The organism is Plantactinospora sp. KBS50 (assembly GCF_002285795.1).
Classification (GTDB): Bacteria; Actinomycetota; Actinomycetes; order Mycobacteriales; family Micromonosporaceae; genus KBS50.
Genome location: NZ_CP022961.1, coordinates 4,069,708 through 4,092,193 on the forward strand (window position 1 = coordinate 4,069,708; position 22,486 = coordinate 4,092,193).

14 protein-coding genes and 1 pseudogene are annotated in these 22,486 nt (G+C 74.6%); 14 read left to right on the forward strand and 1 reads right to left on the reverse strand.

The window, feature by feature from the left end; translation table 11 throughout:
• Positions 1 to 10: 10 nt before the first annotated feature.
• The 14 genes and pseudogenes from CIK06_RS17695 (at position 11) to CIK06_RS17760 (ending at position 21,188) form a co-directional block, all read left to right on the forward strand.
• The gene (locus CIK06_RS17695) at positions 11 to 2,173 is read left to right on the forward strand and encodes an iron-containing redox enzyme family protein (RefSeq protein WP_198347915.1); all 2,163 of its coding nucleotides are present in this window, start codon (positions 11 to 13) and stop codon (positions 2,171 to 2,173) included.
• Positions 2,173 to 3,513 (forward strand): acyl-CoA dehydrogenase family protein, encoded by a 1,341-nt coding sequence (locus CIK06_RS17700; RefSeq protein ID WP_095565766.1) that lies wholly within the window; start codon positions 2,173 to 2,175, stop codon positions 3,511 to 3,513. Before CIK06_RS17695 ends, CIK06_RS17700 begins: the two co-directional genes overlap by 1 nt.
• Positions 3,510 to 4,631 (forward strand): cytochrome P450, encoded by a 1,122-nt coding sequence (locus CIK06_RS17705; protein WP_095565767.1) that lies wholly within the window; start codon positions 3,510 to 3,512, stop codon positions 4,629 to 4,631. The genes CIK06_RS17700 and CIK06_RS17705 overlap by 4 nt, the downstream gene beginning before the upstream one ends.
• A 26-nt stretch (positions 4,632 to 4,657) precedes the next feature.
• On the forward strand, positions 4,658 to 5,698 hold the full coding sequence (locus CIK06_RS17710) for a saccharopine dehydrogenase (RefSeq protein WP_095565768.1): 1,041 nt from the start codon (positions 4,658 to 4,660) through the stop codon (positions 5,696 to 5,698).
• A pseudogene (locus CIK06_RS17715) lies at positions 5,691 to 6,826 on the forward strand (saccharopine dehydrogenase C-terminal domain-containing protein). Before CIK06_RS17710 ends, CIK06_RS17715 begins: the two are co-directional and overlap by 8 nt.
• A 17-nt stretch (positions 6,827 to 6,843) precedes the next feature.
• Complete coding sequence (locus CIK06_RS17720) at positions 6,844 to 8,151, forward strand: MFS transporter (protein WP_095565769.1); 1,308 nt, start codon at positions 6,844 to 6,846, stop codon at positions 8,149 to 8,151.
• Positions 8,152 to 8,168: 17 nt separating this feature from the next.
• Positions 8,169 to 11,495, forward strand: coding sequence for a non-ribosomal peptide synthetase (locus tag CIK06_RS17725; RefSeq protein ID WP_095565770.1), 3,327 nt, complete (start codon positions 8,169 to 8,171; stop codon positions 11,493 to 11,495).
• 59 nt (positions 11,496 to 11,554) lie between these two features.
• A complete protein-coding gene (locus tag CIK06_RS17730; RefSeq protein ID WP_095565771.1) occupies positions 11,555 to 12,412 on the forward strand; it encodes a thioesterase domain-containing protein in 858 nt (285 codons plus the stop codon).
• Complete coding sequence (locus CIK06_RS17735) at positions 12,409 to 13,185, forward strand: thioesterase II family protein (protein WP_095565772.1); 777 nt, start codon at positions 12,409 to 12,411, stop codon at positions 13,183 to 13,185. The genes CIK06_RS17730 and CIK06_RS17735 overlap by 4 nt, the downstream gene beginning before the upstream one ends.
• Positions 13,186 to 13,197: 12 nt before the next feature.
• Positions 13,198 to 14,055, forward strand: a complete 858-nt coding sequence (gene purU / locus CIK06_RS17740; RefSeq protein ID WP_095565773.1) for a formyltetrahydrofolate deformylase — start codon at positions 13,198 to 13,200, stop codon at positions 14,053 to 14,055.
• 170 nt (positions 14,056 to 14,225) lie between these two features.
• Positions 14,226 to 17,234 (forward strand): BTAD domain-containing putative transcriptional regulator, encoded by a 3,009-nt coding sequence (locus CIK06_RS17745; protein ID WP_198347917.1) that lies wholly within the window; start codon positions 14,226 to 14,228, stop codon positions 17,232 to 17,234.
• Complete coding sequence (locus CIK06_RS17750; protein ID WP_095565775.1) at positions 17,234 to 17,455, forward strand: hypothetical protein; 222 nt, start codon at positions 17,234 to 17,236, stop codon at positions 17,453 to 17,455. Before CIK06_RS17745 ends, CIK06_RS17750 begins: the two co-directional genes overlap by 1 nt.
• A 1-nt stretch (position 17,456) precedes the next feature.
• On the forward strand, positions 17,457 to 19,367 hold the full coding sequence (locus tag CIK06_RS17755) for a RiPP maturation radical SAM C-methyltransferase (RefSeq protein WP_232533694.1): 1,911 nt from the start codon (positions 17,457 to 17,459) through the stop codon (positions 19,365 to 19,367).
• Between the two features lie 183 nt (positions 19,368 to 19,550).
• Positions 19,551 to 21,188, forward strand: coding sequence for an AfsR/SARP family transcriptional regulator (locus tag CIK06_RS17760; protein WP_095565776.1), 1,638 nt, complete (start codon positions 19,551 to 19,553; stop codon positions 21,186 to 21,188).
• Here the strand turns inward: CIK06_RS17760 and CIK06_RS17765 are convergent.
• Complete coding sequence (locus tag CIK06_RS17765) at positions 21,175 to 22,482, reverse strand: FAD-binding oxidoreductase (RefSeq protein WP_095567935.1); 1,308 nt, start codon at positions 22,480 to 22,482, stop codon at positions 21,175 to 21,177. The two genes, CIK06_RS17760 and CIK06_RS17765, sit on opposite strands and share 14 nt — an antisense overlap.
• Positions 22,483 to 22,486: the final 4 nt, after the last annotated feature.

Here is a 22,486-nt window from a genome sequence, read left to right on the forward strand (position 1 = left end):
GGAGGAACACGTGCCTGCTTTCGTCCTGCCGGACCAGACCGCCGCCCTGCCGGCGACCACCTTCGAATTCGACCCGTCGGCCGCCGCGCCGGCCGCCGCGCTGCTGGCCGAACGGCCCACGGTGGCGCTGCACCGGTTGCTGCGCGACCAGGAGACGCAGGTCGGCCTGCTGGCCGCCCGGCGCGTGGTGGCGGGGTTCCTCGAACCGCCGCCCGCGCCCGGCGACCCCGGCACGCTGGCCGAGCGCCTGGTGGCGGCCCGCACCGATCTGCGCGCGCGGGTACGCGCCCTGGCCGGGCTGACCGACCCGGAGGTACGCGTCCCGGTGCTGCGCCAGCGGGCGGCCCTGGCGCTGCTCGGCGGCTGCTGGCTGGACACCCTGTCGCAGCCGGCGACCCAGCCGGCGGTCATCGTCAACCGGCTGTTCGCGCAGCACTTCGCGGTGCAGGGCGCCGGGCAGCCGCAGCGCTGCGCGCACCACCTGCGCCGGCACGCGCTGGAACAGGCCGGCGTCTACCTGCCGCCGATCGACGGGGTCGACTTCTTCACCCAGGCCCGGACCCGGGACCTGACCGCGCTGCACGGGCTGTTCCAGCTCTCGCTGTCCCGGCTGTCCGCCAGCTTCCTGCCGGAGATCGTGGGCGCGCACGTCGCCTGGCACCTGCTCGGGGTGGACGACGAGCTGCTGGCGGTGCCGCCGCGGCTGGCCGAGGCGGACCTGCTCGGCGTGCTGGCCGAGTACCTGGACCTGGCCGGGCCGGCCGAGCGGCGCCGGGCGGGCGCCGCGGCCGAACTGGTCACCGCCCTGGAGCGGGAACACGTCGAGCTGCTCGAACAGACCGCGCGCTGGTACGCCGAGCTGCCGCTGGAGGGGAAGGTCACGGAGATAATCCAGCGGCACGCGCCGTACGCGGGCCGGCAGCACGGCGAGGTCCGGGTGGCCGGTCAGCGGCTGGCCGACGTGCTCAGCGATCCGGCCCTGGACGTACCGGCGTTCGTGCGCACGTTCCGCAACTCCCGCCAGCTCAAGGCGATCCGCGGCGGTGACGGCCGGTTCCTGCGGGCCATCAAGTTCGGCGGCCCCATGTTCGGCATCTTCGACGAGCAGGAGGCGGCGGTCTTCCGGGCCTGGGCGCAGGCCGCCGCGGCCGGCACCCTGCCGGACGCCGACCCGCCGGTGAACCAACTGGGCGACGAGGCCGCCGAGGGCTGGCGCGCCCGGCTGGCCGGGTCCGCGCCGGCCGACATCCGGTACGCCGCCGCCGACCCGGCCGATGACCGCGAGCTGTTCCACCGGCTGGTGAACATCGAGGCGTACCCGAACACGCTGCCGCTGGCCCGCCGGCGGGCGCAGCTCGGCCTGGACGCGGCCGAGGTGCTGTTCACCTTCGGCGCCGACGGGCGGTTCACCGACGCGAGCTGGCTGGACTACACCCCGGCGGCGCTGCTGGAGCGGGTCGAGCGGATCTACTGGGACAAGCTGGTGCAGCCGTACCGGCCGCTGACCGAGATCCCCGACCGGGACGAGGTGGTGTTCGGGCAGAAGACGTTCGCGCTGGGCAGCCTCATCGACGGCGCCTGGGCGCACCGGATCGGCAACGTCGGGCGCTACCAGCGGGTCAGTGACGGCATGCTGGCCTCCATCTACGCCGACGAGATGGGCCGCGGCGACATCCGCAAGAACCACATCACGCTCATCGTGCAGGTGCTGCGCAGCATGGACATCGAGCTGCCGCACATCCGGGACACCGCCTTCCTGGACCAGGGCGAACTGCCCGACCACCTCTACGGCTTCGCGATCCACCAGCTCTGCCTGTCGCTCTTCCCGGACTCCTGCTATCCGGAGATCCTCGGCTACAACCTGGGCATCGAGATGTTCGGCCTCGGCGAGATGCGCCTGCACGAGATGCAGAAGCTCCGGCACCACGGCTTCGACGCCGGGTACGAGGAGGCGCACCTGTCCATCGACAACTTCTCGGCCGGGCACGCCCGGCAGTCCGCGGACATCATCGTCGGCTATCTCGACGAGGTCGGCCGCACGGTCGGCCCGGCGGCGGTCGCCGCGGACTGGCGGCGGATCTGGCGCGGCTACGCCTCGTTCGCCTACTTCGTGGAGCACACCCTGGTCCGCAGCGTCACCGCGCCGGCCGCCAGCGCCGAGGTCACGATCTGATGCCCGCCGCCACCTCGACCCCGACCCGGGTGCCGCTGGCCGGACTCGACCCGGCGCACCTGCAACTGCCGTTCTACGAGCCGCGGCACGCGCGCACCGCGACGGCGGTCACCGAGTTCACCACCCGGCACGCCGGCTGGTGGCGGCGTCCGCTGCCCGGACCGGCGGCCGAGCACACCCGGACCGTCCTGCGCGCCCTCGGCCAGGCCGGGCTGCTGTCCTTCGCCGACCCGGCCCGGTCCGCCGACACCGACACCGACACCGATGGCGACCGCGCCGCCGACGGCAACGGCAACGGCAACGGGCATGGCAACGGCAACGGGCATGGCAACGGCGCCGGCGCCGGCGCCGGGGACCTGCGCTCGGTGTGCCTGGCCCGCGAGGCCCTCGCGTACGCCGACGACCTGGCCGACTACGCGTACTCCATCCAGGCGCTGACCGCGACGGCGCTGCTGCGCCAGGGCACCGACGAGCAGCGCGGGCGGTACCTGCCGGGGATGGCCGCCGGGGTGCTCCAGGGCGCCTTCGCGGTCTCCGAACCCGGGGCCGGCTCCGACCTGGCCGCGGTGGCGACCGAGGCGGTACGCGACGGCGACGGCTACCGGCTGACCGGCACGAAGGCGTGGATCGCCAACGCCGGCACGGCCGACGTGTACGCCGTGCTGGCGCGTACCGGCGAGGGACCGGGCGCGCTGGGCCTGAGCATGTTCCTGGTGCCCGGGGACGCCGTCGGCCTGGCCACCGAACCGGTCGGCTTCATCGCGCCGCGCGCCTTCGGCCACCTGCACCTGCGCGGGGTGCGGGTGGGGGCCGACGCCCGGCTGGGCCGCCCCGGGCTGGGCCTGCCGGTCGCGCTGGAGGTGCTGGACCGGTTCCGGCTGACCGTCGGCGCCGCCGCGGTCGGTTTCGCCCGGCGGGCGCTGCACGAGGCGCTGCGGCACGCCCGCGGCCGGCGGATCTACGGCGACCGGCTGTCCAACCTGGCCACCGTCCGGTCCCGGCTGGCCGACCTCGACGTCCAGCTGAGCGCCGCCACGCTGCTGGTGACCAGGGCCGCCTGGGAGGTGGACCGGGGCGCCGGCCACGCCCGGCACTCGGCCGTGGCCAAGCTGCACGCCACCGAGACCGCCCAGGCCATCGTGGACGAATGCGTCCAACTGTTCGGCGCCGCGGGGCTGGTCGCCGACAGCGTTCCCGAGCGGCTCTACCGTCAGGTCCGATCGCTTCGCATCTACGAAGGTACGTCCGAGGTCCTGCGCGACGTCATCGCCGGCTCGTTGGACGGACGACGCGCCGAGAGATGCGGCGCCGTTTTCGACGCCGGAGAGGACCCACGATGACCGACCTGACCCCGATCACCGCCGTGACCGCGGCCGACCCGTACCCGTACTACGCCAGCCTCGTCGCCGAGCGGCCGTTCGGCTTTGACGAGACCCTGCGCGCGTGGGTGGCCGCCGACGCGGCCGCGGTGCGGGCCGTGCTGACCGAGCCGGCGCTGCGGGTCCGCCCGCCGGCCGAGCCGGTGCCCGCGGGCATCGTCGGCACCGCGGCCGGCGAGGTGTTCGGCCGGCTGGTCCGGATGACCGACGGGGATCCGCAGCGGCGGCTCAAGCAAGCCGTGGTCACCGCGCTGGGCGCCGTGGACGCCGACCGGGCGGCGGCGCTGGCCGCGGAGCGCAGCGCGCACCTGGTCAAGCGCCAGGCACCGCTGCGCGACCAGCTGTTCTCGGTGCCGGCGCAGGTGGTGGCGGTGCTCTGCGGCCTGGACGACCCGGCCGCCGACGAGGCGGGCGTGCTGATCGGCGACTTCGTCCAGTGCATCCCGGCGACCGCCACGCCGCAGCAGCAGGCCCGGGCCGCCATGGCGGCGGCGGCGCTGCGCGAGTTGCTCGGCCCGGCGCTGTCCGGGCGCGGCAGCGGGCTGCTGGCCGATCTGGTCCGGGCGGCCGGCCCGGACGCCGAACCGGCCGCCGTCGCGGCCAACGGCCTCGGCCTGCTGTCCCAGACGTTCGACGCCACCGCCGGGCTGATCGGCAACACGCTCGTCGCGTACGGCCGGCGTCCCGACCTGCCCCGCCGGGACGCGGCGGCGGTGCGGGCCGTGGTCCGCGAGGTGGCCCGGCACGACGCGCCGATCCAGAACACCCGGCGGTTCGTCGCCGAACCGGTGCCGGTGGCCGGCGCGACGCTGGCCCCCGGCGACGCCGTCCTGGTGCTGCTGGCGGCGGCGAACCGGGACCCGGCCGCGAACGAGTCGCCCGAGCGGTTCCGCACCGACCGCGCCGAGCCCGCGGTGTTCACCTTCGGCGCCGGGCCGCACGCCTGCCCGGGCCGCGACCTCGCCACCGCCATCGCGGCGGCCGTGGTCGACACGCTGCTGGGCGGCGGGTTCGACCCGGCCGGGCTCGACGGCGTGAGCTACCTGACCCTGGCCAACGCGCGAATCCCCGCGCTGTAGCCCACCAAGCGCGGAAGGAGCCCGCCTTGCCCCACTTCTGGTTACGTCACGAGACGCGGCAGACCGAACGGCGTGCCGCGATCACGCCGGAGGACGCCGGTCGGCTGATCCGGGACGGCGCCACGGTCACCGTCGAGGAGTCGCCGCAGCGGATCTTCGAGATCGAGCGGTACCGCGAGGTGGGCTGCCGGATCGCGCCGGCGACCGGCTGGTTCGACGCGCCGGAGGACGCCGTGGTGGTGGGGCTCAAGGAGTTGCCGGTGCTGCCGCCGAGGCTGCGGCACCGGCACGTCTACTTCGGACACGCGTACAAGAACCAGGAGGGCGCCGCCGAGCTGCTGCACCGCTTCCGGACCGGCGGCGGCACCCTGCTGGACGCCGAGTACCTCACCGACGGGTCCGGCCGGCGGCTGGCCACCTTCGGCTACTGGGCCGGCTACGTCGGCGCGGCGCTGGCGATGCTGCGGTTCCGGGGCCGCCTGACCCCGCCGCTGCACCCGTACGCGCGCCCGGAGCTGGACGCCGCGCTCGCGCCCGGGCCCGGCGAGCGGCAGCCGCGGGTGCTGGTGATCGGCGCCAACGGCCGGTGCGGCCGCGGCGCCCGGGACGCGCTGGCCGTCAGCGGTGTCGACCCGACCTGCTGGGACATCGACGAGACCCGGGACCTGGACAAGGTCGCCCTGCTCGGGCACGACATCCTGATCAACGCCGTCTTCGTCCGCACCCCGCAGAAGCCGTTCGTCACGCACGTGGACATCGACGCCGACCGCCGGCTCTCGCTGATCTGCGACGTGTCCTGCGACGTCACGGGCGACTGCAACACGCTGCCCATCTACGAGCGGGTGACGTCCTGGCCGCAGCCGGTGGTCCGGCTGCGCGGTCCGGAGCACCCGCTGGACCTGATCGCCATCGACAACCTGCCCTCGTTGCTGCCGCTGGCCGCCAGCACCGCCTTCTCCGCGCAGCTGACCCCGCTGTTGGCCCGGATCGACCGGGACGACCCGGTGTGGCAGCGCGCGGCCACGCACTTCCGCGACGCCCTCGAACGGAGCACCCGCGATGCCTGAGCCCCTTCCCGCCACCGGAACCGTGCACTGGGCCGGCGCCGGCCTCTCCACCGGCAGCGGGCTGGCCGACCTGGCCGACGCGGCCGGCCGGGTCACCCTCTGGGCCCGCGACAGCGGCCGGGCCGAGGCCCGACTGCGCCAGCTCGGCCTGTCCGACCGGATCGGGGTCGGCGCGCTGGCCGAGCTGGCCGCCGCCGTCCGCCCCGGTGACCTGGTGGTCTCGATGCTCCCGGCCGACCAGCACGCCGGCCTGCTCGGGATGTGCCTGCAACGGCGCGCCCACTTCGCCTGTAGCAGCTACACCTCCGGCGAGCTGGCCGCGGCCGACGAACCCGCCCGGCGGGCCGGGACCGTCGTGGTCACCGAGGCCGGCCTGGACCCGGGCATCGACCACCTGCTGGCTCACGACCTGGTCGCGCTGGCCCGCAAGGCGGTCGGCGACGGCCCGGCGACCGTCGACTTCACGTCCTACTGCGGCGGGCTGCCGGCGGAGCCGAACGACTTCCGCTACCGGTTCTCCTGGGCGCCCCGGGGGTGCTGTCCGCGCTGCGCACCCCGGCCCGCGCGATCCAGCAGGGCCGGGTCGTCGACACCGACCGCCCGTGGGAGGCCACCACCGGGTACGTCCTGCACGGCGAACCCTTCGAGGTCTACCCCAACCGCGACAGCACGCCGTTCGTCGGCCAGTACGACCTGCCGGCCGGCTGGCGGCCCCGCACGTTCGTCCGGGGCACCCTGCGGCTGGCCGGCTGGCGGGACGCCTGGGCCGACGTGTTCACGGTGGTCCGCGACGGTACGCCGGAACAGCTCGACGCGCTCGCCGCCGACCTGGCGCAGCGCCACCCGATGCGCCCCGGCGACCACGACCGGGTGGTGCTGGCGGTCGAACTCGGCGTCACCACCGCCGAGCGCGCCTGGCACGGCCGCTACCTGCTCGACGTCACCGGCGACGACCGGGAGACGGCGATGGCGCGGGCGGTCTCGGTGCCGCTGGCCCACGCCGGCACGCAGATCCTCGCCGGCGCCGCGCCGGCCGGGCTGCACCGGGCGCTGCCCGACCCGGCCGGCGCGGCGGACTTCCTGACCTTCCTGCGCGGTCGGGGTCTCGACTGCGTCCTGTCGTCCTAGCGAAGCGGAGATCCACCATGGCCGAGGCCGTTCCGGGTGCCCTGCGCAACCCGGAGTTCCGCAAGTTCTGGATCGGGGAGACCATCTCCCTGATCGGCACGGAGGTGACCCGGTTCGCCCTCCCGCTGGTCGCCGTCATCACCCTCGGCGCGTCCGCGTTCGAGGTGGGCGTGCTCAACGCGATGCGCTACGTGCCCATCGTGGTGGTCTCGCTGTTCGCCGGGATCTGGCTGGACCGGCGGCGCCGGCTGCCGGTGCTGATCGGCAGCAACATCGGACGCTTCGTGGTGATCGGCATCGTCCCGCTGCTGGCGGCGGTGAACGGGCTGCACCTGTGGGCGTTGTGGGCCGTCGCGCTGGCGCTGGGCACCCTGACCGTGCTGTTCGACGTCGGCTCGCTGTCCTTCGTGCCCAACGTGGTGCAGCGGGCGCAACTGCCCGATGCCAACGGCCGGATCCAGACCTCGTTCTCGCTCGCGATGATCGCCGGGCCGAGCATCGGCGGTTTCCTGGTCGCGGCGCTGGGCGCACCGCGGGCGCTGGCGCTTGACGCGCTGTCCTACGCGGTGAGCGTGGCGATGCTGATGTCGCTCAGGGTGCAGGAGCCGGAGCCGCAGAGCGCGCAGGACCGGCCGGGCATCCGCGCCTCGATCGCCGAGGGGCTGCACGCGGTCTTCGGCAACGCCGTGCTGCGCAACCTGCTGACCCAGTCGGCGACCTTCAACCTCGCCCAGAACGCCATGCTCACCGTCTTCGTCGTCTACACCGTCCGGACGCTCGGCCTCAGCGCCTCCCAGCTCGGGCTGGTGCTGGGTATCGGCTCGCTCGGCGCGTTGGCCGGCGGCCTGCTGTCGGCCCGCGTCACCCGGACCATCGGGTTCGGCCGGTCGCTGCGGCTGGCCACCACCGTCGCCGGGCTGGCGCCGCTGGCCTTCCTGTTCGCCCGCGGCGGCGACCTGGCCTCGCTCACCGTGCTGACCGCCGCGTTCGGCGTCGCCGGGTTCATGCTGGTGGTCTACAACGTCAACACGGTCTCGCTGCGCCAGGTCGTCACGCCGAACCGGCTGCTGGCCCGGATGAACGCCAGCTACCGGATGGTGCTGTTCGGCACCATCCCGCTGGGGGCGCTGCTGGGCGGCACCCTCGGCGAGTACCTCGGCCTGCGGCCGGCCATGGTGATCACGGTGATCCTGCTGACCACGCCGATCCTGTGGACCTTCTTCTCCCCGGTGTTCCGGCTGCCGTCCATCCCGAGCGGCCCCGACGACCCGCTGATCGCCCCCGTCTCCCCCGCTCCGGCGGCCACCCCGGCGGCCAAGGCCTGACCCTCTGGAGGAACGTCATGTTGTCCGACACCCAACGCGCGGCCCTGGCCGCCCGCCTGCGCCAGGGTCGCGGCGTGGCCGGCATTCCCCGGCGAGACCCGAGCCTGACCGAGCTGCCCCTCTCCTCGGGCCAGGAGCAGCTCTGGTTCATCGACCAGTTCGCCCCCGGGCTGCCCACCTACAACATCGCCGGCACCCTGTGGCTCGACGGCGACCTCGACGTGGACGCCCTCGGCCGCGCCTTCGACACGCTGATCGCCCGGCACGAGATCCTGCGTACCCGCCTGGACAGCGTGGACGGCCGCCCGGTGCAGGTCATCGACGCGCCCCCGCCGCCGACCGTCTGGGCGGTGCGGGACCTGTCCGGGATGCCGGCGGCGCAGCGGGACACCGCCTTCGAGGCCGAGGCGGTCGAGTTCGGCCTGCTCCCGTTCGACCTGGCGAAGGGGCCGCTCTACCGCAGCAGGCTGGTCCGGATGACGCAGCGCCGGCATGCGCTGCACCTCAACGTGCACCACAGCGTCTTCGACGGCTGGTCGTTCGCGATCTGCGTGCGGGAGCTGGCGGCCTGCTACACCGCCGAGGTCACCGGGGAGCCGGCCGAGCTGGCCGGGATGCCGATCCAGTTCGCCGACTACGCCCTGTGGGAACGCGGCCGGCTGGACGGCGGCGCGGTCGAGGAGATGATCGCCTACTGGACCGGGAACCTGCGCGGTGTCGAGTCCGTCCAGATGCCGACCGACCGCCCCCGCCCGGTGTTGCAGTCCTTCGACGGCGCGGTGGCGCGCGCCCCGATGGGCGCCGACGTGCTGGCCGGGCTGCGGGCGTTGAGCCGGCGCGAGGGCACCACGATCTTCGTGACCCTGCTGGCCGCCCTCCAGGTGCTGCTGCACCGCTACAGCGGGCAGGACGACATCGTGGTCGGCACGGCCAGCGCCAACCGCAGCCGGCCCGAGCTGGCACCGCTGATCGGCTATCTGGTCAACACCCTGCCGGTACGCACCGACACCTCCGGCGACCCGACGTTCACCGAACTGCTGGCCCGGGTCAAGGAGACCACCCTGGCCGCGTACGCCCACCAGGACCTGCCCTTCCCCAAGCTGGTGGAGGCGCTGAAGGTGGAGCGCGACGCCAGCCGGGCACCGCTGTTCCAGATCGGCTTCACCATCAACGAGGATCCGCCGCAGCCGCACGAGGCCGCCGGGCTGCGGATCTCCGTGGCGGCGATCGACGCGCCGACCGCCAAGTTCGACCTGAACTTCTTCATGCAGGCGCACGACGATTTGACGGTGGACGTGGCGTACGCGACCGCGCTGTTCGACGCCGCCACCGCCGAGCGGCTGCTGACCAGCCTGCGCGAGCTGATGCGCGGGATCGTGGCGGACCCGGATTGCCGGCTCTCGCAGTTGCCCGTGATGACCGCCGCGGACCTGCACAACGAGCTGGTCGGGTGGAACTCCAACACCGCCGAGTTCCCCTCGGCGCTGCTGCACGGTCTGGTGGAGGAGCAGGTGCGCCGGGTACCGGACGCCGAGGCGGCGGTGCTGGACGGCGCCAGCCTCAGCTACGCCGAGTTGAACGCGGCGGCGAACCGGGCCGCGCGGCGGCTGCGGGCGCTCGGCGTCGGCCCGGAGTCCCTGGTCGGCGTGCACATGCGCCCCTCGCTGGAGCGGCTGACCGGCATCCTGGCCATCCTGAAGGCCGGTGGCGCCTGGGTGCCGCTGGATCCGGACTACCCGGCCGACCGGCTGGAGTTCATGATCGAGGACGCCGACGTGCGGGTGGTGTTGAGCGATCCCGGGCTGCCCGACCTCGGGCCGACCGCCGTGGTCCCGGTGCGCGACTGGGCCGACGGCGCGGTGGCCACCGGCAACACCACCACCGGCGCCACCACCGGCAACACCGGCACCGGCACCGGCACCGGCACCGGCACAGACGGTGGCGGTGCCGACGGCGACAACCTGGACCTGCCGATCGACCCGGCCACCGCCGCCTACGTGATCTACACCTCCGGTTCGACCGGCCGGCCCAAGGGCGTGATCGTCGAGCACCGGCAGGTGGTGAACTTCGTTCAGGGCATGGTGGCGCACTGGCCGCTGGACGAGCACGACCGGTTCCTCCAGTTCGCCTCGCTGAACTTCGACGTCTCGGTCATGGACATGTTCCTGGCCATCGGCTCCGGCGGTACGGCCGTCTTCGGCTCCCGGGAGACGCTGATGTCGCCGCCCCGGCTGGCCGAGCTGATGCGGGCGCAGCGCATCACCTTCGCGTGCCTGCCGCCGGCGGTGCTGAACCTGATCACCGGCGAGCCGCTGCCCGACCAGCGGGTGCTCATCTCGGCCGGCGAGGAGCTGTCCAGCGAGCTGGTCCGCTCCTGGCTGCGGCCGGGGCTGCGGCTGTGCAACGGGTACGGCCCGACCGAGGTCACCATCGGCGCGACCATGATGGAGTTGCAGCCGGACGACATCACGCCGCCGCCGATCGGGATGCCCAAGCCCAACTACCGGGCGTACGTGCTGGACCGCAACCTGCGGCCGGTGCCGGTCGGGGTGGCCGGCGAACTGCACCTGGGCGGCCCCGGGGTGGCGCGCGGCTACCTGAACCGGCCCGACCTGACCGCCGAGAAGTTCGTCGACGACCCGTTCGTGGACGACCCGGACGCCCGGATGTACCGCACCGGCGACCTGGTCCGGCGCCGCCCGGACGGCAACATCGTGTTCCTGGGGCGGATCGACGGGCAGATCAAGATCCGTGGCCTGCGGGTGGAGCTGGGCGAGATCGAGACGGCGATGACCGCCCACGAGGCGGTGGCGCAGTCCGCGGTCGTGGTCCGGGACGACCCGTCCGGCGAGAAGCAGCTGGTCGGGTACGCCCGGCTGGTCCCGGACGGGCCGGGGGTGAGCGTGGCCGACCTGCGCCAGCACCTGAGCCAGCGGTTGCCCGCCTACATGGTCCCGGTGCACCTGCTGCTGCTGGACGCGTTCCCGCTGAACGCCAGCGGCAAGATCGACCGGTCGGCGCTGCCCGAACCGGAGGTCGGCGAGGGCGCGGACACCTTCGTCGTGCCGCGCACGCTGATCGAGACCGTGGTCACCGACATGTACGCGACCCTGCTGGGTCTGGAGCGGGTCGGTGTGCAGGACAGCTTCTTCGACCTGGGCGGCAACTCGCTGCAGGCGATGCGGCTGATCACCCGGCTGCGGACCGACCTGGCCGTGGACGCCGATGTCACCGCGGTCTTCCTGGCCCCGACACCCGCCCAGCTCACCGTGCTGCTGCGGGAGAAGTTCGGACTTGAGGACGTCGAAGTGGGCGCGGACGGCCTGGACGCCGCACTGGCCTGACCACCCCGGCCGGCCCGGCGCCCACCCGCCGGGCCGGCCCTGTCTCGCAGGGAGACGCCATGTTGACCGACAGCCAACGGAGCGCGCTTGCCGCGCGGCTCCGCAACGGCCGGCGGCCGGCCGCCCCGGCCGCCGCGAACCCGGTCGTGCCGCTGGGCCGCGCCGGCCTACCGGCGTTCGCGCTGCACCCGGTGAGCGGATCGGTGCACGAGTACGCCGCACTGGCCCGCGAGTTGGACGGGACCGTGGCCCTGTCCGGCATCGAGGCGGCCGGGCTGCGGCCCGGGACGACGCCCTGCGCCGACCTCGCCGCGCTTGCCGCGCGGTACGCCGAGCTGATCCGGGCCGCCGATCCGGGGCCGTACCGGCTGGTCGGCTGGTCGATGGGTGGGGTGCTGGCCTACGAGACGGCGCTGCGGCTGGTCGCCGGCGGCGGCCAGGTGGCGCTGATCGTGCTCGTGGACGCGCCGTACCTGACGGTCCCCCGCTACGCCGACTCGGCCGCGGGGCTGGCGGCGCTGTTCGTGGCCGACGCCCTGCGCGGCGTCGGCCTGGAGCCGGACGCGGCGGCCGACCTGCCGGTGGCCGCCCAGTTGGACCGGCTCGCCGCCCGGCTCGCACCCGAGCCCGACGACCGGGCCATGCTGGCCGCCGAACTGGGCCGCCGGCACGAGGTGTTCGCGGCGCACACCACCGCGCTGGCCGGCTACCGGCCGGGCACCGGGCTCGACGCGCCGGCCGTGCTCGTGCGGGCCGGCGGCTCGCTCGACTCGATCCCCAACTGGAGCCGGATGCTGCGGCCCGGCGCCCGGACCCTCACGGTGACCGGTGGCCACTACGACTGCCTGCGGCCACCGGCGGTCGGCGCGGTCGCCGCGGCGATCACGGCCGCCGTCACCCCGGGGAGCGCCGCGTGAGCGCCGCCGACTGGTTCCGCACCGCCGACGGCGCGGACGGCGGCGCCGCCCGGGTCTACTGCTTCCCGCACGCCGGCGGCAACGCCCAGGACTACCTGCGCTGGCAGGACGCCCTCGGCACGGCCGCCACGGTGGTCGCCGTGACGATGCCGGGACGGGCGCACCGGTACGCCGAGCCGGCGCCGGCCACCATCGAGGCGTACGCCGACGGGGCCGCCGCCGCCATCGGCGCGGACGCCGACGTACCGTTCGTCCTGTTCGGACACAGCCTCGGCGCGCTCACCGCGTTCGAGGTGGCGCGGCGGCTGCGCGGGCACCCGCGGCTGCGGCGGCTGGTCGCCTCCGGCGCGGCGGCGCCGCGCCTGATGCCCTCGCCGCGGGTCGTGCGCACCGCGGCGCTGGAGGGCCGCGAGTTCGTCCGGGCGGTGGCCGCCTTCGGCGGCCTCCCGCCCGAGGTGGTGGCGGTCGAGGAACTGCACGACTTCCTGCTGCCGCCGGTGCAGGCCGACTTCCGGCTGGTCGCCGGCTACCGCTACCGGCCCGCCGAGCCGTTGCCGGTGCCGATCACGGTGATCAACGGCGCCGGCGACGACCACGTCACGGCCGACCGGCTGGCGGCCTGGTCCGCCGAGACCGTCCACCCCGTGCGGCGGTGCTGGGCCGACGGCGGCCACTTCTACCTGCGCAGCGACCCCGAACCGGTGCTCGCGGTGCTGCGCGGGGCGACCGGCCCCGCGCCCAGCCACGCCGGTCACTCCGACCTGCTGATCTGACGGGAGATCCGCGTGCCGTCCACCGCCACCCCGCTGCGCCTGCTGGTCTCCTGTCCGGACCGGCCGGGCATCATCGCCGCGATATCCCAGTTCCTCGGCGACCGGGGCGCCAACATCGTCGGCTCCGACCAGTACACCTCGGACCCCGCGGGCGGGACGTTCTTCCTGCGGATGGAGTTCGTGCTGCCCGACGAGCGCCGCGGCGAACTGGTCGAGTCCTTCGGCCTCACGGTCGCCGCCCGGTACGGGATGACCTGGCGCATCACCGATCCCCGCCGGCGCAAGCGGATCGCCGTGCTGGCGTCCAGGACCGACCACTGCCTGGTCGACCTGCTGTGGCGGTGGCGGCGGGACGAACTGGAGGCCGACATCGTCCTGGTGGTCGCCAACCACCCGGAACTACGGTCGGTGGTCGAGTGGTTCGGCGTGCCGTTCGCGCACGTGCCGACCCCGCCGGGCGGCCGGGCCGCCGCCGAGGGCGCCCTGGCCGACCTGCTCGAAGGCCGCTGCGACCTGGTCGTCCTGGCCCGCTACATGCAGATCCTCAGTGGTGCGCTGCTCGACAAGATCGGCGTGCCGGTGATCAACATCCATCACTCCTTCCTGCCCTCGTTCCCCGGGGCCGCGCCGTACGAGCGCGCCCGTGCCCGCGGGGTGAAGCTGGTCGGTGCCACGGCGCACTACGTCACCGAAGACCTCGACGAGGGCCCGATCATCGAGCAGGACGTCGTGCGGGCCTCGCACCGCGACGACACGGCGGCCCTGGTCCGGCTCGGGGCCGATGTGGAGCGTCGGGTGCTGGCCCGCGCCGTGCAGTGGCACTGCGCCGACCGACTGCTCCAGCACGGCACCACGGTTCTGGTGTTCTGACCATGCGGTCGCGCTGCACCGTGCACGCCATCCATCTGCCGATTGACGTCCTATTAACGACCACCAGTCCGCCACGTTCGGGCCATCGGATTGATCGATCCGGCCTCCTATACTCCGCTACGGAAGGTAGGCGGAGGAGGACCTTTCCGCATGGTTCGCACGAGGCGCCCGTGACTGACCACAAAGATGTGACGCTACGGCTGGAGGTACTCGGACCGCTACGGGCGCGGCTGGGCGAGGAGGAGGTCGACCTCGGCCCGGTGCAGCAACGTGTGGTCCTCGGCGTGCTGGCCATGTCCACCGGCCAGCCGATCGGGCGGGAGCAGATGATCGAGGCGGTCTGGGGGCCACGGCCGCCGGTGTACGCCGTGAACCTGGTGCAGAAGCACGTGTCCGGGCTGCGCCGCCGGCTGGATCCGGCCCGGCCGTCCCGCAGCCGCTCGCCGCTGCTCACCTGGAGCGCCGCGGGCTACCGGCTCAACCTGGCGGACGAGCACCTGGATTTGCGCCAGTTCGACCTGCGGCTGGCCCGCGCCCGCGCGGCCCGGGCCGCCGGTGACCGGGCCGCGGCCGGCGCCGCCCTGCACGGCGCGCTGCGGCTGTGGCGCGGCCCCTTCCTCGACGGGCTGAGCAGCCCGCTCATCGACGCCGAACGGGACCGGCTGGCCGAACGCCGGGTCGCGGCGCTGGAGGAGCGGATCGAGATCGACCTGGCCCTGGGCACCGACGACGACCTGGTCACCGAGTTGCGCCGGCTGGTCACCGAGCACCCGCTGCGCGAACGGCTGCGCGGGCTGCTGATGCAGGCGCTGCACCGCAGCGGGCGCCGGGCCGAGGCGCTCGCCGTCTTCCGGGACACCCACCGGTTCCTGCGCGAGGAACTCGGGGTGCAGCCCACGGCCGAGCTGGAGGCCGTACACCAGCGGCTGTTGCGGGACGACGCGCCGCCGGCCGGGGCCGCCGGCGCACCGGCCGCGGCGCCGCCCTGGTCCGCGCCGCCGGCCGAACCGCCCTGGTCCGCGCCGCCGCCGTCGCCGCTCTGGCCGGCGGACCCGGCGGACCCGGGCGACCCGGCGGGTCGGGTCGAACCGGCGGACCCGGCGGGCCGGGCCGAACCGGCGGCACCGGCCCGGGCGGCGCGCCGGGTGACCGCGCCCGCCCAGCTTCCGCACGGGATGGCCGACTTCACCGGCCGGCACGCGCAACTGCGCCGGCTCGACGAGCTGCTGCTCGCGCCGGCCGCCACCGCCACCGCGATCGCCACGGTGACCGGCACCGCGGGCGTCGGGAAGACGTCGCTGGCCGTGCACTGGGCGCACCGGGCCAGCCAGCGGTTCCCGGACGGCCAGCTCTACGTCAACCTGCGCGGCTTCGACCAGCACAGCTCCCCGGTGGAGCCGGGCGAGGCGCTGCGCGGCTTCCTGCACGCCTACGGGGTGCCGGCCGAGCAGATCCCGACCGGGCTGGATGAGCAGGCCGGGCTCTACCGCAGCGTCCTGGCCGGCCGCCGGGTGCTGGTGGTGCTGGACAACGCCCGCGACGCCGAGCAGATCCGGCCGCTGCTGCCCGGCGGCGCCGGCTGTGCGGTCGTGGTGACCAGCCGCCGGAGGCTGGCCGACCTGGTCACCGCGGGCGCGGTGGCGGTGACCGTGGACCTGTTCGACGCGGACGAGGCGCGGGAGTTCCTCAGCCGGCGGGTGGGCGCCGCCCGGGTCACGGCCACGCCCGAGGCGGTCGAGGCGATCGTCGCGGCCTGCGCCCGGCTGCCGCTCGCGCTGGCGATCGTGTCGGCCCGCGCGGCGGTCTACCCGGAGCACGGGCTGGACGCCGTCGCCGAGGAACTGCGGCAGGCCGACGGCCGCCTGGACGCCTTCGTCGGGGACAGCGTCGCGACCGACGCGCGGGCCGTGCTGTCCTGGTCCTACCAGCGGCTCAGCCCGGAGGCGGCCCGGCTGTTCCGGATGCTCGGGCTGCACGCCGGTCCGGACGCCACGCTCGCCGCCGCGGCCAGCCTCGCCGGGCTGCCCGAGGGCACCGCCCGCCGCCTGCTGAGCGAGCTGTCCGGCGCGCACCTGATCGAGGAGCAGCTGCCGGGCCGGTTCTGCACCCACGACCTGCTGCGGGCGTACGCCAACGAGCTGGCGCTCGCGCTGGACAGCGACGCCGACCGGGACGCCGCGAAGCGCCGGCTGCTGGACCACTACCTGCACACGGCCGCTCGGGCGAACCGGACGCTCTACCCGTACCGGCGGCCCATCGCGCTCGACGCCACCGCGCCGGCCGCGGTGCTCGGCGAGTTCCACGAGCCGGCCGAGGCGCTGATCTGGCTGATGGCCGAGTATCCGGCGCTGCTGAACGCGGTCGTCCAGGCGCAGTCCCTGGGCTTCTCCCAGCACGCGTCCCGGCTCGCCTGGACGATCACCGCCTTCCTGAACTACCAGGGCAAGTGGTTCGAGTGGAAGGCCGCCCTGGGCGTGGCGCTGACCGCCTGCCGGGAACTGTCCGACACCGCCGGGGAGGCGCTGACCCACCGGCTGCTCAGCCTGGCCGAGTTGCAGCACGGCCGGCTCGCGGAGGCCGAGACGCACACCAAGCACGCGCTGGAGCTGTTCGAGCAGCTCGGCGACGTGGCCGCGCAGGCCCGGCTGTACCTGGAGTACAGCCGGGTGCTGGAACGGCAGGAGCAGTACGAGGCGGCGCTGGCCCGCGCCGAGCTGTCGCTGCGGCTGTTCGAGACCGCCCAGGACCGGCACGGCGAGGCCGACGCGCTGAACCGGGTCGGCTGGTGCCACAGCCGGTTGGGCCTGCACGAGCGCGCGCTGCACTACAGCTACCGGTCGCTGGACCTGCACCGGGAACTGGGTGACTCGCCCAGCCGGGCGGACAGCTGGGACGCGCTGGGCTACGCCCATCACCGCCTGGGTGAGCACGACAAGGCGATGGCCTGCTACGAGCAGGCGCTGGCGATCTGGCGCGGCCTCGGCGACCAGTACGAGGTCGCCACGACGCTGCTGCGCCTCGGCGACATCCAGGCCGCCCTGGACGATCCCCGTGCCGCGCGCGCGTTGTGGCGCCAGGCGCGCGACGTCCTCCAGCACATCGGCCATCCGCTGGCCGAGCAGATGCGTGACCGTCTCGACGGTCCGCAGCCATCCTCCGGTACAGAAGGGGAACCTTGATGTCCAACTCCGAAACACCCGGCAAGCGCACCCGGCGGGCCGCCGGCCTCGCCGCCCTGGGTGGTCTCGCCGTCGGCACCGTCTTCGGTGCGACGCTCGCCGCCACGGCCGCCGAGGCGCAGCCCGCCTCGGTCAGCGAGCAGTTCGAGGCGGCGTTCAGCCCGGGCGCGATCGATCTGGACAGCGACCACGGGTCGGCCATCGTGGTTGACGGAGACTGACGTGCCGCCGGGAACCCCGCTGCCGCTGCCACTGCCCGGCCCGACCCGCCGGACGTGGCCGCGGGCCGACCCCGACCGCCGGGCCGAATGGCCGGTGGTCCTGGTCACCATGCCCTTCATGGACGTCGACCGCCCGTCGATCCAGTTGGGGCTGCTCGCGGCCATCCTGCGGGACGAGGGGTTCCCGGCACACACCCTGCACGCCAACCTCGACTTCGCGGCCGCGCTCGGCCTGCCGGAGTATCAGCGGCTGGGCGCCCGGCGCAGCCGGATGGTGGCCGAGTGGCTGTTCTCGGTGGCCGCGTTCGGCGCCGAGGCGCCCGACCCGGACGGCCGGATGGTCGAGGACTTCGCGCCGGACTTCGGCAACCCGCACGAGGAAGCCGACTGGCGGCGCCGGCTGCGGCAGATCCGCGACGAGGTCGTGCCGGCCTACCTCGACGGCCTGCTCGCCGCCCGGTCCTGGGACCAGGTCAGGGTGGTCGGGTTCAGCTCGACGTTCCAGCAGAACAACGCCTCGTTCGCGCTGGCGCGCCGGATCAGGGAGCGCCATCCGGGCATCGTCACGGTCTTCGGGGGTGCCAACTTCGACGGCGAGATGGGACCCGAGTGGGTCCGCGCCGTCGACTGGGTGGACATCGGCGTGGTGGGCGAGGGGGACGTGGCCCTGCCGCGGATCATGCACGCGCTCAGCGCCGGTACGCCGGTGGCCGGCATCCCCGGCACCGCCTGCCACCAGGACGGCCGGCTCGTGGTCACCCCGCCCGAGCCGCCGCTGACCCGCCTCGACGAGTCGCCCATCCCCGACTACGACGAGTTCTTCATCCGGGGGCGGCAGCTCGAACTGCTGCCCGCCGCCGGGCCGACCTCGGTGCGGATCCCGTTCGAGTCGGCCCGCGGCTGCTGGTGGGGCGCCAAGCACCACTGCACGTTCTGCGGCCTCAACGGCTCCACCATGCAGTTCCGGGCCAAGTCCGCCGGCCGGGTCGCCGACGAGCTGACCGCACAGGCCCGCCGCTACCGCAGCTTCCGGTTCGAGGCCGTCGACAACATCGCCGACATGGCCTACCTGCGGACCCTCTTTCCCGCGCTCGTCGAACAGGAGACCGACTTCGAGCTGTTCTACGAGGTCAAGGCCAACCTCAGCCGGGAACAGATCCGGACGCTGGCGCACGCCGGGGTGACCGCCGTCCAACCCGGAATCGAGTCGCTCAGCACCCACGTGCTCACCCTGATGGACAAGGGTGTGCGGGCGGCGCAGAACATCAACCTGCTGCGCTGGGCCCGGCACTACGGCATCGACGTGGGCTGGAACATCATCTGGGGCTTCCCCGGGGAGACCGAGGAGGACTACGCCGAGCAGACCGCGCTGCTGCCGCACCTGGTCCACCTCCAGCCGCCGGTGCACGCCGGCCGGCTCTGGATCGAACGCTTCAGCCCGCTGTACACGCGCTCCCCCGGCAAGCCCCCCGAGCGGAGCTACCGGTACGTGTATCCGGCGGCGGTGGACCTGTCGAAGGTCGCATACTTCTTCGAGTACGACCTTCCCGGCGCGCTGCCCGACACCACCTACGACGGCCTGCGCAAGGCCGTCGCCGACTGGAACGCCGCCTGGCAGGATCGGCCCGAGCCGGTGCTGCGGTACTGGTCGGCGCCCGGGTTCGTGCAGATCTACGACGGCCGGCATCCCGGCGCCGAGGGCACCTACACCTTCGAGGGGCCGCTGGCCGATCTCTATGTGGCCACCAGCGACCGGCCGCTCGGGGTGGCCGCCGCGCACGGGCGGCTGCGCGACCGGCTGCCGGCCGCGCAGATCGAGGCCGCGTTCGGGGAGTTCGCGGCGCGCGGGCTGATGTACTTCGACGGCAGCGCGGCGCTGGCCCTGGCCCTGCCCGCGCACCTGCCCCGCTGAGCTGCCACCCGCCACCCGCCGGCGCGCCACCCGCCGGCCGCCACCTGGCGCCCGCCGGCCGCCGCCGGCCGCCACCTGCCACCCGCCGGCCGCCACCTGGCGCCCGCCGGCGGCCGCCGCGGCGCGCGCCGGTCCAGCGCGCGGTCCAGCGCGCCGTCCAGGATCCGGCGTCACGCTGGTGGGGTGAAACAACTACGGTTCTCGGTCCTCGGCGCGCTCACCATGCACGCCGGCGGCCCGGTGGACGCCGGGCCGTTCAAACAACGGCTGACCGTCGCCACGCTGCTGGCCCGCCCCAACACCACGGTGCCGGTGGAGACCCTCAGCGAGGCCGTCTGGGCGGACGGCCAACCACCCCGCAGCGCCCGCAAGAACCTCCAGGTGTACGTGAGCAACCTGCGCCGGCTGCTCGACCTGCGCGCCGGCGCGGCGGACCGGCTGGTGCACGAGAACGGCGGGTACCGCCTGCGCGTCACCGCCAAGGAGCTGGACTCGCTCTACTTCCGGGAGCTGATCACGGCCGGACGCAACGCCCGGATCGGCGGCGCCACCGTGCCGGCGGTGCAGCACTTCCGGCAGGCCTTCAAGCTCTGGCGGGACACCCCGTTCACCGGCCTGCACCGCTCGCCGGTGCTGGCCGCCGAGGCCCAGCGGCTCATCGGCCGGCGGCTCCAGGCGTTCGAGGACTGGGCGGAACTCGAACTGGAGCTGGGCAACAACGCCGTGGTCGCCGACACCGTGAGCGAGCTGGCCGAGCGGTATCCGCAGCGGGAACGGCTGCGCGCGGCCCAGATGACCGCCCTGTACCGCTGCGGCCGGCAGACCGAGGCCCTGCAGGTCTTCGAGGAGGTGCGCCGCCAGCTGGCCACCGAGTACGGCCTGCCGCCGACGCCGACGTTGCAGGAGGCGTACGACGCGATGATCGCCGAACGGCACCACCGCGGCGCCGCGCCGGCCGGCACCGGGCCGACCGCCGCCGGGCTGGCCACCGGGCATGCCGTCGCCGCGGCGGCCGTGCTGCCCCCGCCGGCCGGGCACTTCGTCGGGCGTGACCAGCAGCTCGCGAAGGCCGCCGAGTTGCTGCGCGGGCGCACCCGGCCGCTGATCGTGCTGGCCGGTGCGGCCGGGATCGGCAAGACCGCGCTGGCCGTCCATCTGGCGCACCAGTCGGAGCGGGCCTATCCCGACGGCCGCCTGCTGGTCCGGATGCGCGACGGCGACGGCCGGCCGCGGCCCACCCGGGAGATCCTGGCCCAGCTCTGCGAATGGTGCGGACGGCGGCCGACCGGCGATCCGGAGCAGGACCTGCGCGCCTGGCGGCGCTGGGTGGGGCAGCGCCGGGTCCTGTTGATCTTCGACCACGTCGACGGCGACGACCTGGGACCGCTGCTGCCCACCGAGGGGACCAGCGCCGTCCTGGTCACCACGCGCCGGCCGGTGGCCGTACCGCCGCACGCCGACCGGATCGACGTGCCGTGCCTGGCACCCTCGGAGGCGGTCGACCTGCTGGCGCACGTCGTCGGGTCCGAGCGGGTGGAGCGGGACCGGGCCGCCGCCTACGACGTGGTCGCCGGCACCGGGCTGCTCCCGCTGGCCGTGCACGTGGGCGGCCTGAAGCTCGCGACCATGCGCTTCCTGTCGCTGCGCGACTACGCCGACCGGCTGGCGGCCGGCCCGCCGGTGCTGGACCAGCTCACCGACGACGGGAGCGGCCGGCCGTACGCGGACAGTTGGTACCGCGGCGACGCCGCCGCGGGACCGCCCGGCCGCACGGTGCCCGCGCAGTTCCGGCTGTACGCCCGGGAGGTCATCGAGGCGTGACCGGCGGCGCCGCGTCGACCGGGCCGCCGGCCGGACCCAGCACCGGGAAGTTCTGCCGGAAGACGTTGCCCGGGTCGACCCGCTGCTTGATCTCGCGCAGCCGGCGCAGGGTCGGCGCCGGGAAGGCGTCGGTGAGCCGCTCGGGCGAGAACACGGACTCGAAGCTCAGGTAGAGGCCGTCCAGCATCGGGTGCACCCGGCTCCACGCCCGGTCGAAGTCGGGAAACCGATCGCCGGTCACGGCCGTGACGGAGAAGTTCTGGTGCCGGTGGGCGTAGGCGCTCGCGTCCGCGGCGACGTCGTTGATCGCCCCGCCGGCCGACCGGACCTGCAGGAACTGCCCGAACCCGGACCGGACCAGCGCGCCGATCCCGGCCGCGACGTCCTCGTCCAGGTGCACGGCGAGGCCGCTGTGCGCGCGGGTGGCCTGCCGGCCGCGGTGCGGCGCGTGGGTCGCGGTCACCACGGCGGCGTACGGGACGATGCCGGCGTGCTGGCCGTACCGGGGGGCGATGCGGACGAACGGGTCGAGCGCCGCCGTCGCCGCCGCCGCGTCGTCCCCGGCGTACACGATCATGGCCAGCGCGGCGTCGCCGCCCATCAGGTAGAGGAAGGCCGAAACCTGCCGGGGCGCCGCCTCGACCGTCTCGCCCCACCGCCGCAGGAACGCCTCCACCTCGCCGACCTCGTACTGGAGGGTGGCCTGGACGACCGCCGGCACCCGCTGTGCGCGGATCACGAACGAGGTCACGATGCCGACGTTGGCGCCGGCCCCGCGTACCGCCCAGAACAGGTCGGGCTCGTGCCCGGCGTCGACGGTGCGGATCCGGCCGTCCGCCGTGACGATCTCGGCGGCGACCAGATTGTCGATGGTGAGCCCGTGCGCCCGGCCGAGCAGGCCGAGGCCGCCGGTGGTGGCGAGGCCGCCGACCCCCACGTCGCCGGAGTCGCCCGAGCCGATGACCAGGCCGTGCGGGCGCAGGGCCGCCGCGACGTCGCCCCAGCGGGCGCCCGGGCCGATCCGGACCAGGCGCTCGGCCCGGTCGACCAGTTCGACCTCGGCGAGCCGGCCGAGGTCGATGACGCTGCCGCCGACGTTTGTCGCGACGCTGCTCATGCCGTGCCCGCCGCTGCGTACCGACAGCTCGCCGCCGGCGGCCAGCGCCCGGTCCAGCGCCTCCGCCACCTCGGCGGCGTCGCCCGGCCGCAGCACCATCGCCGGCGCGCCGGTGGCCGTGTAGACGTCCCGCAGGTCGCGGTACCGGCGGTCGCCGGGACGGACGATCTCGATCATGGTC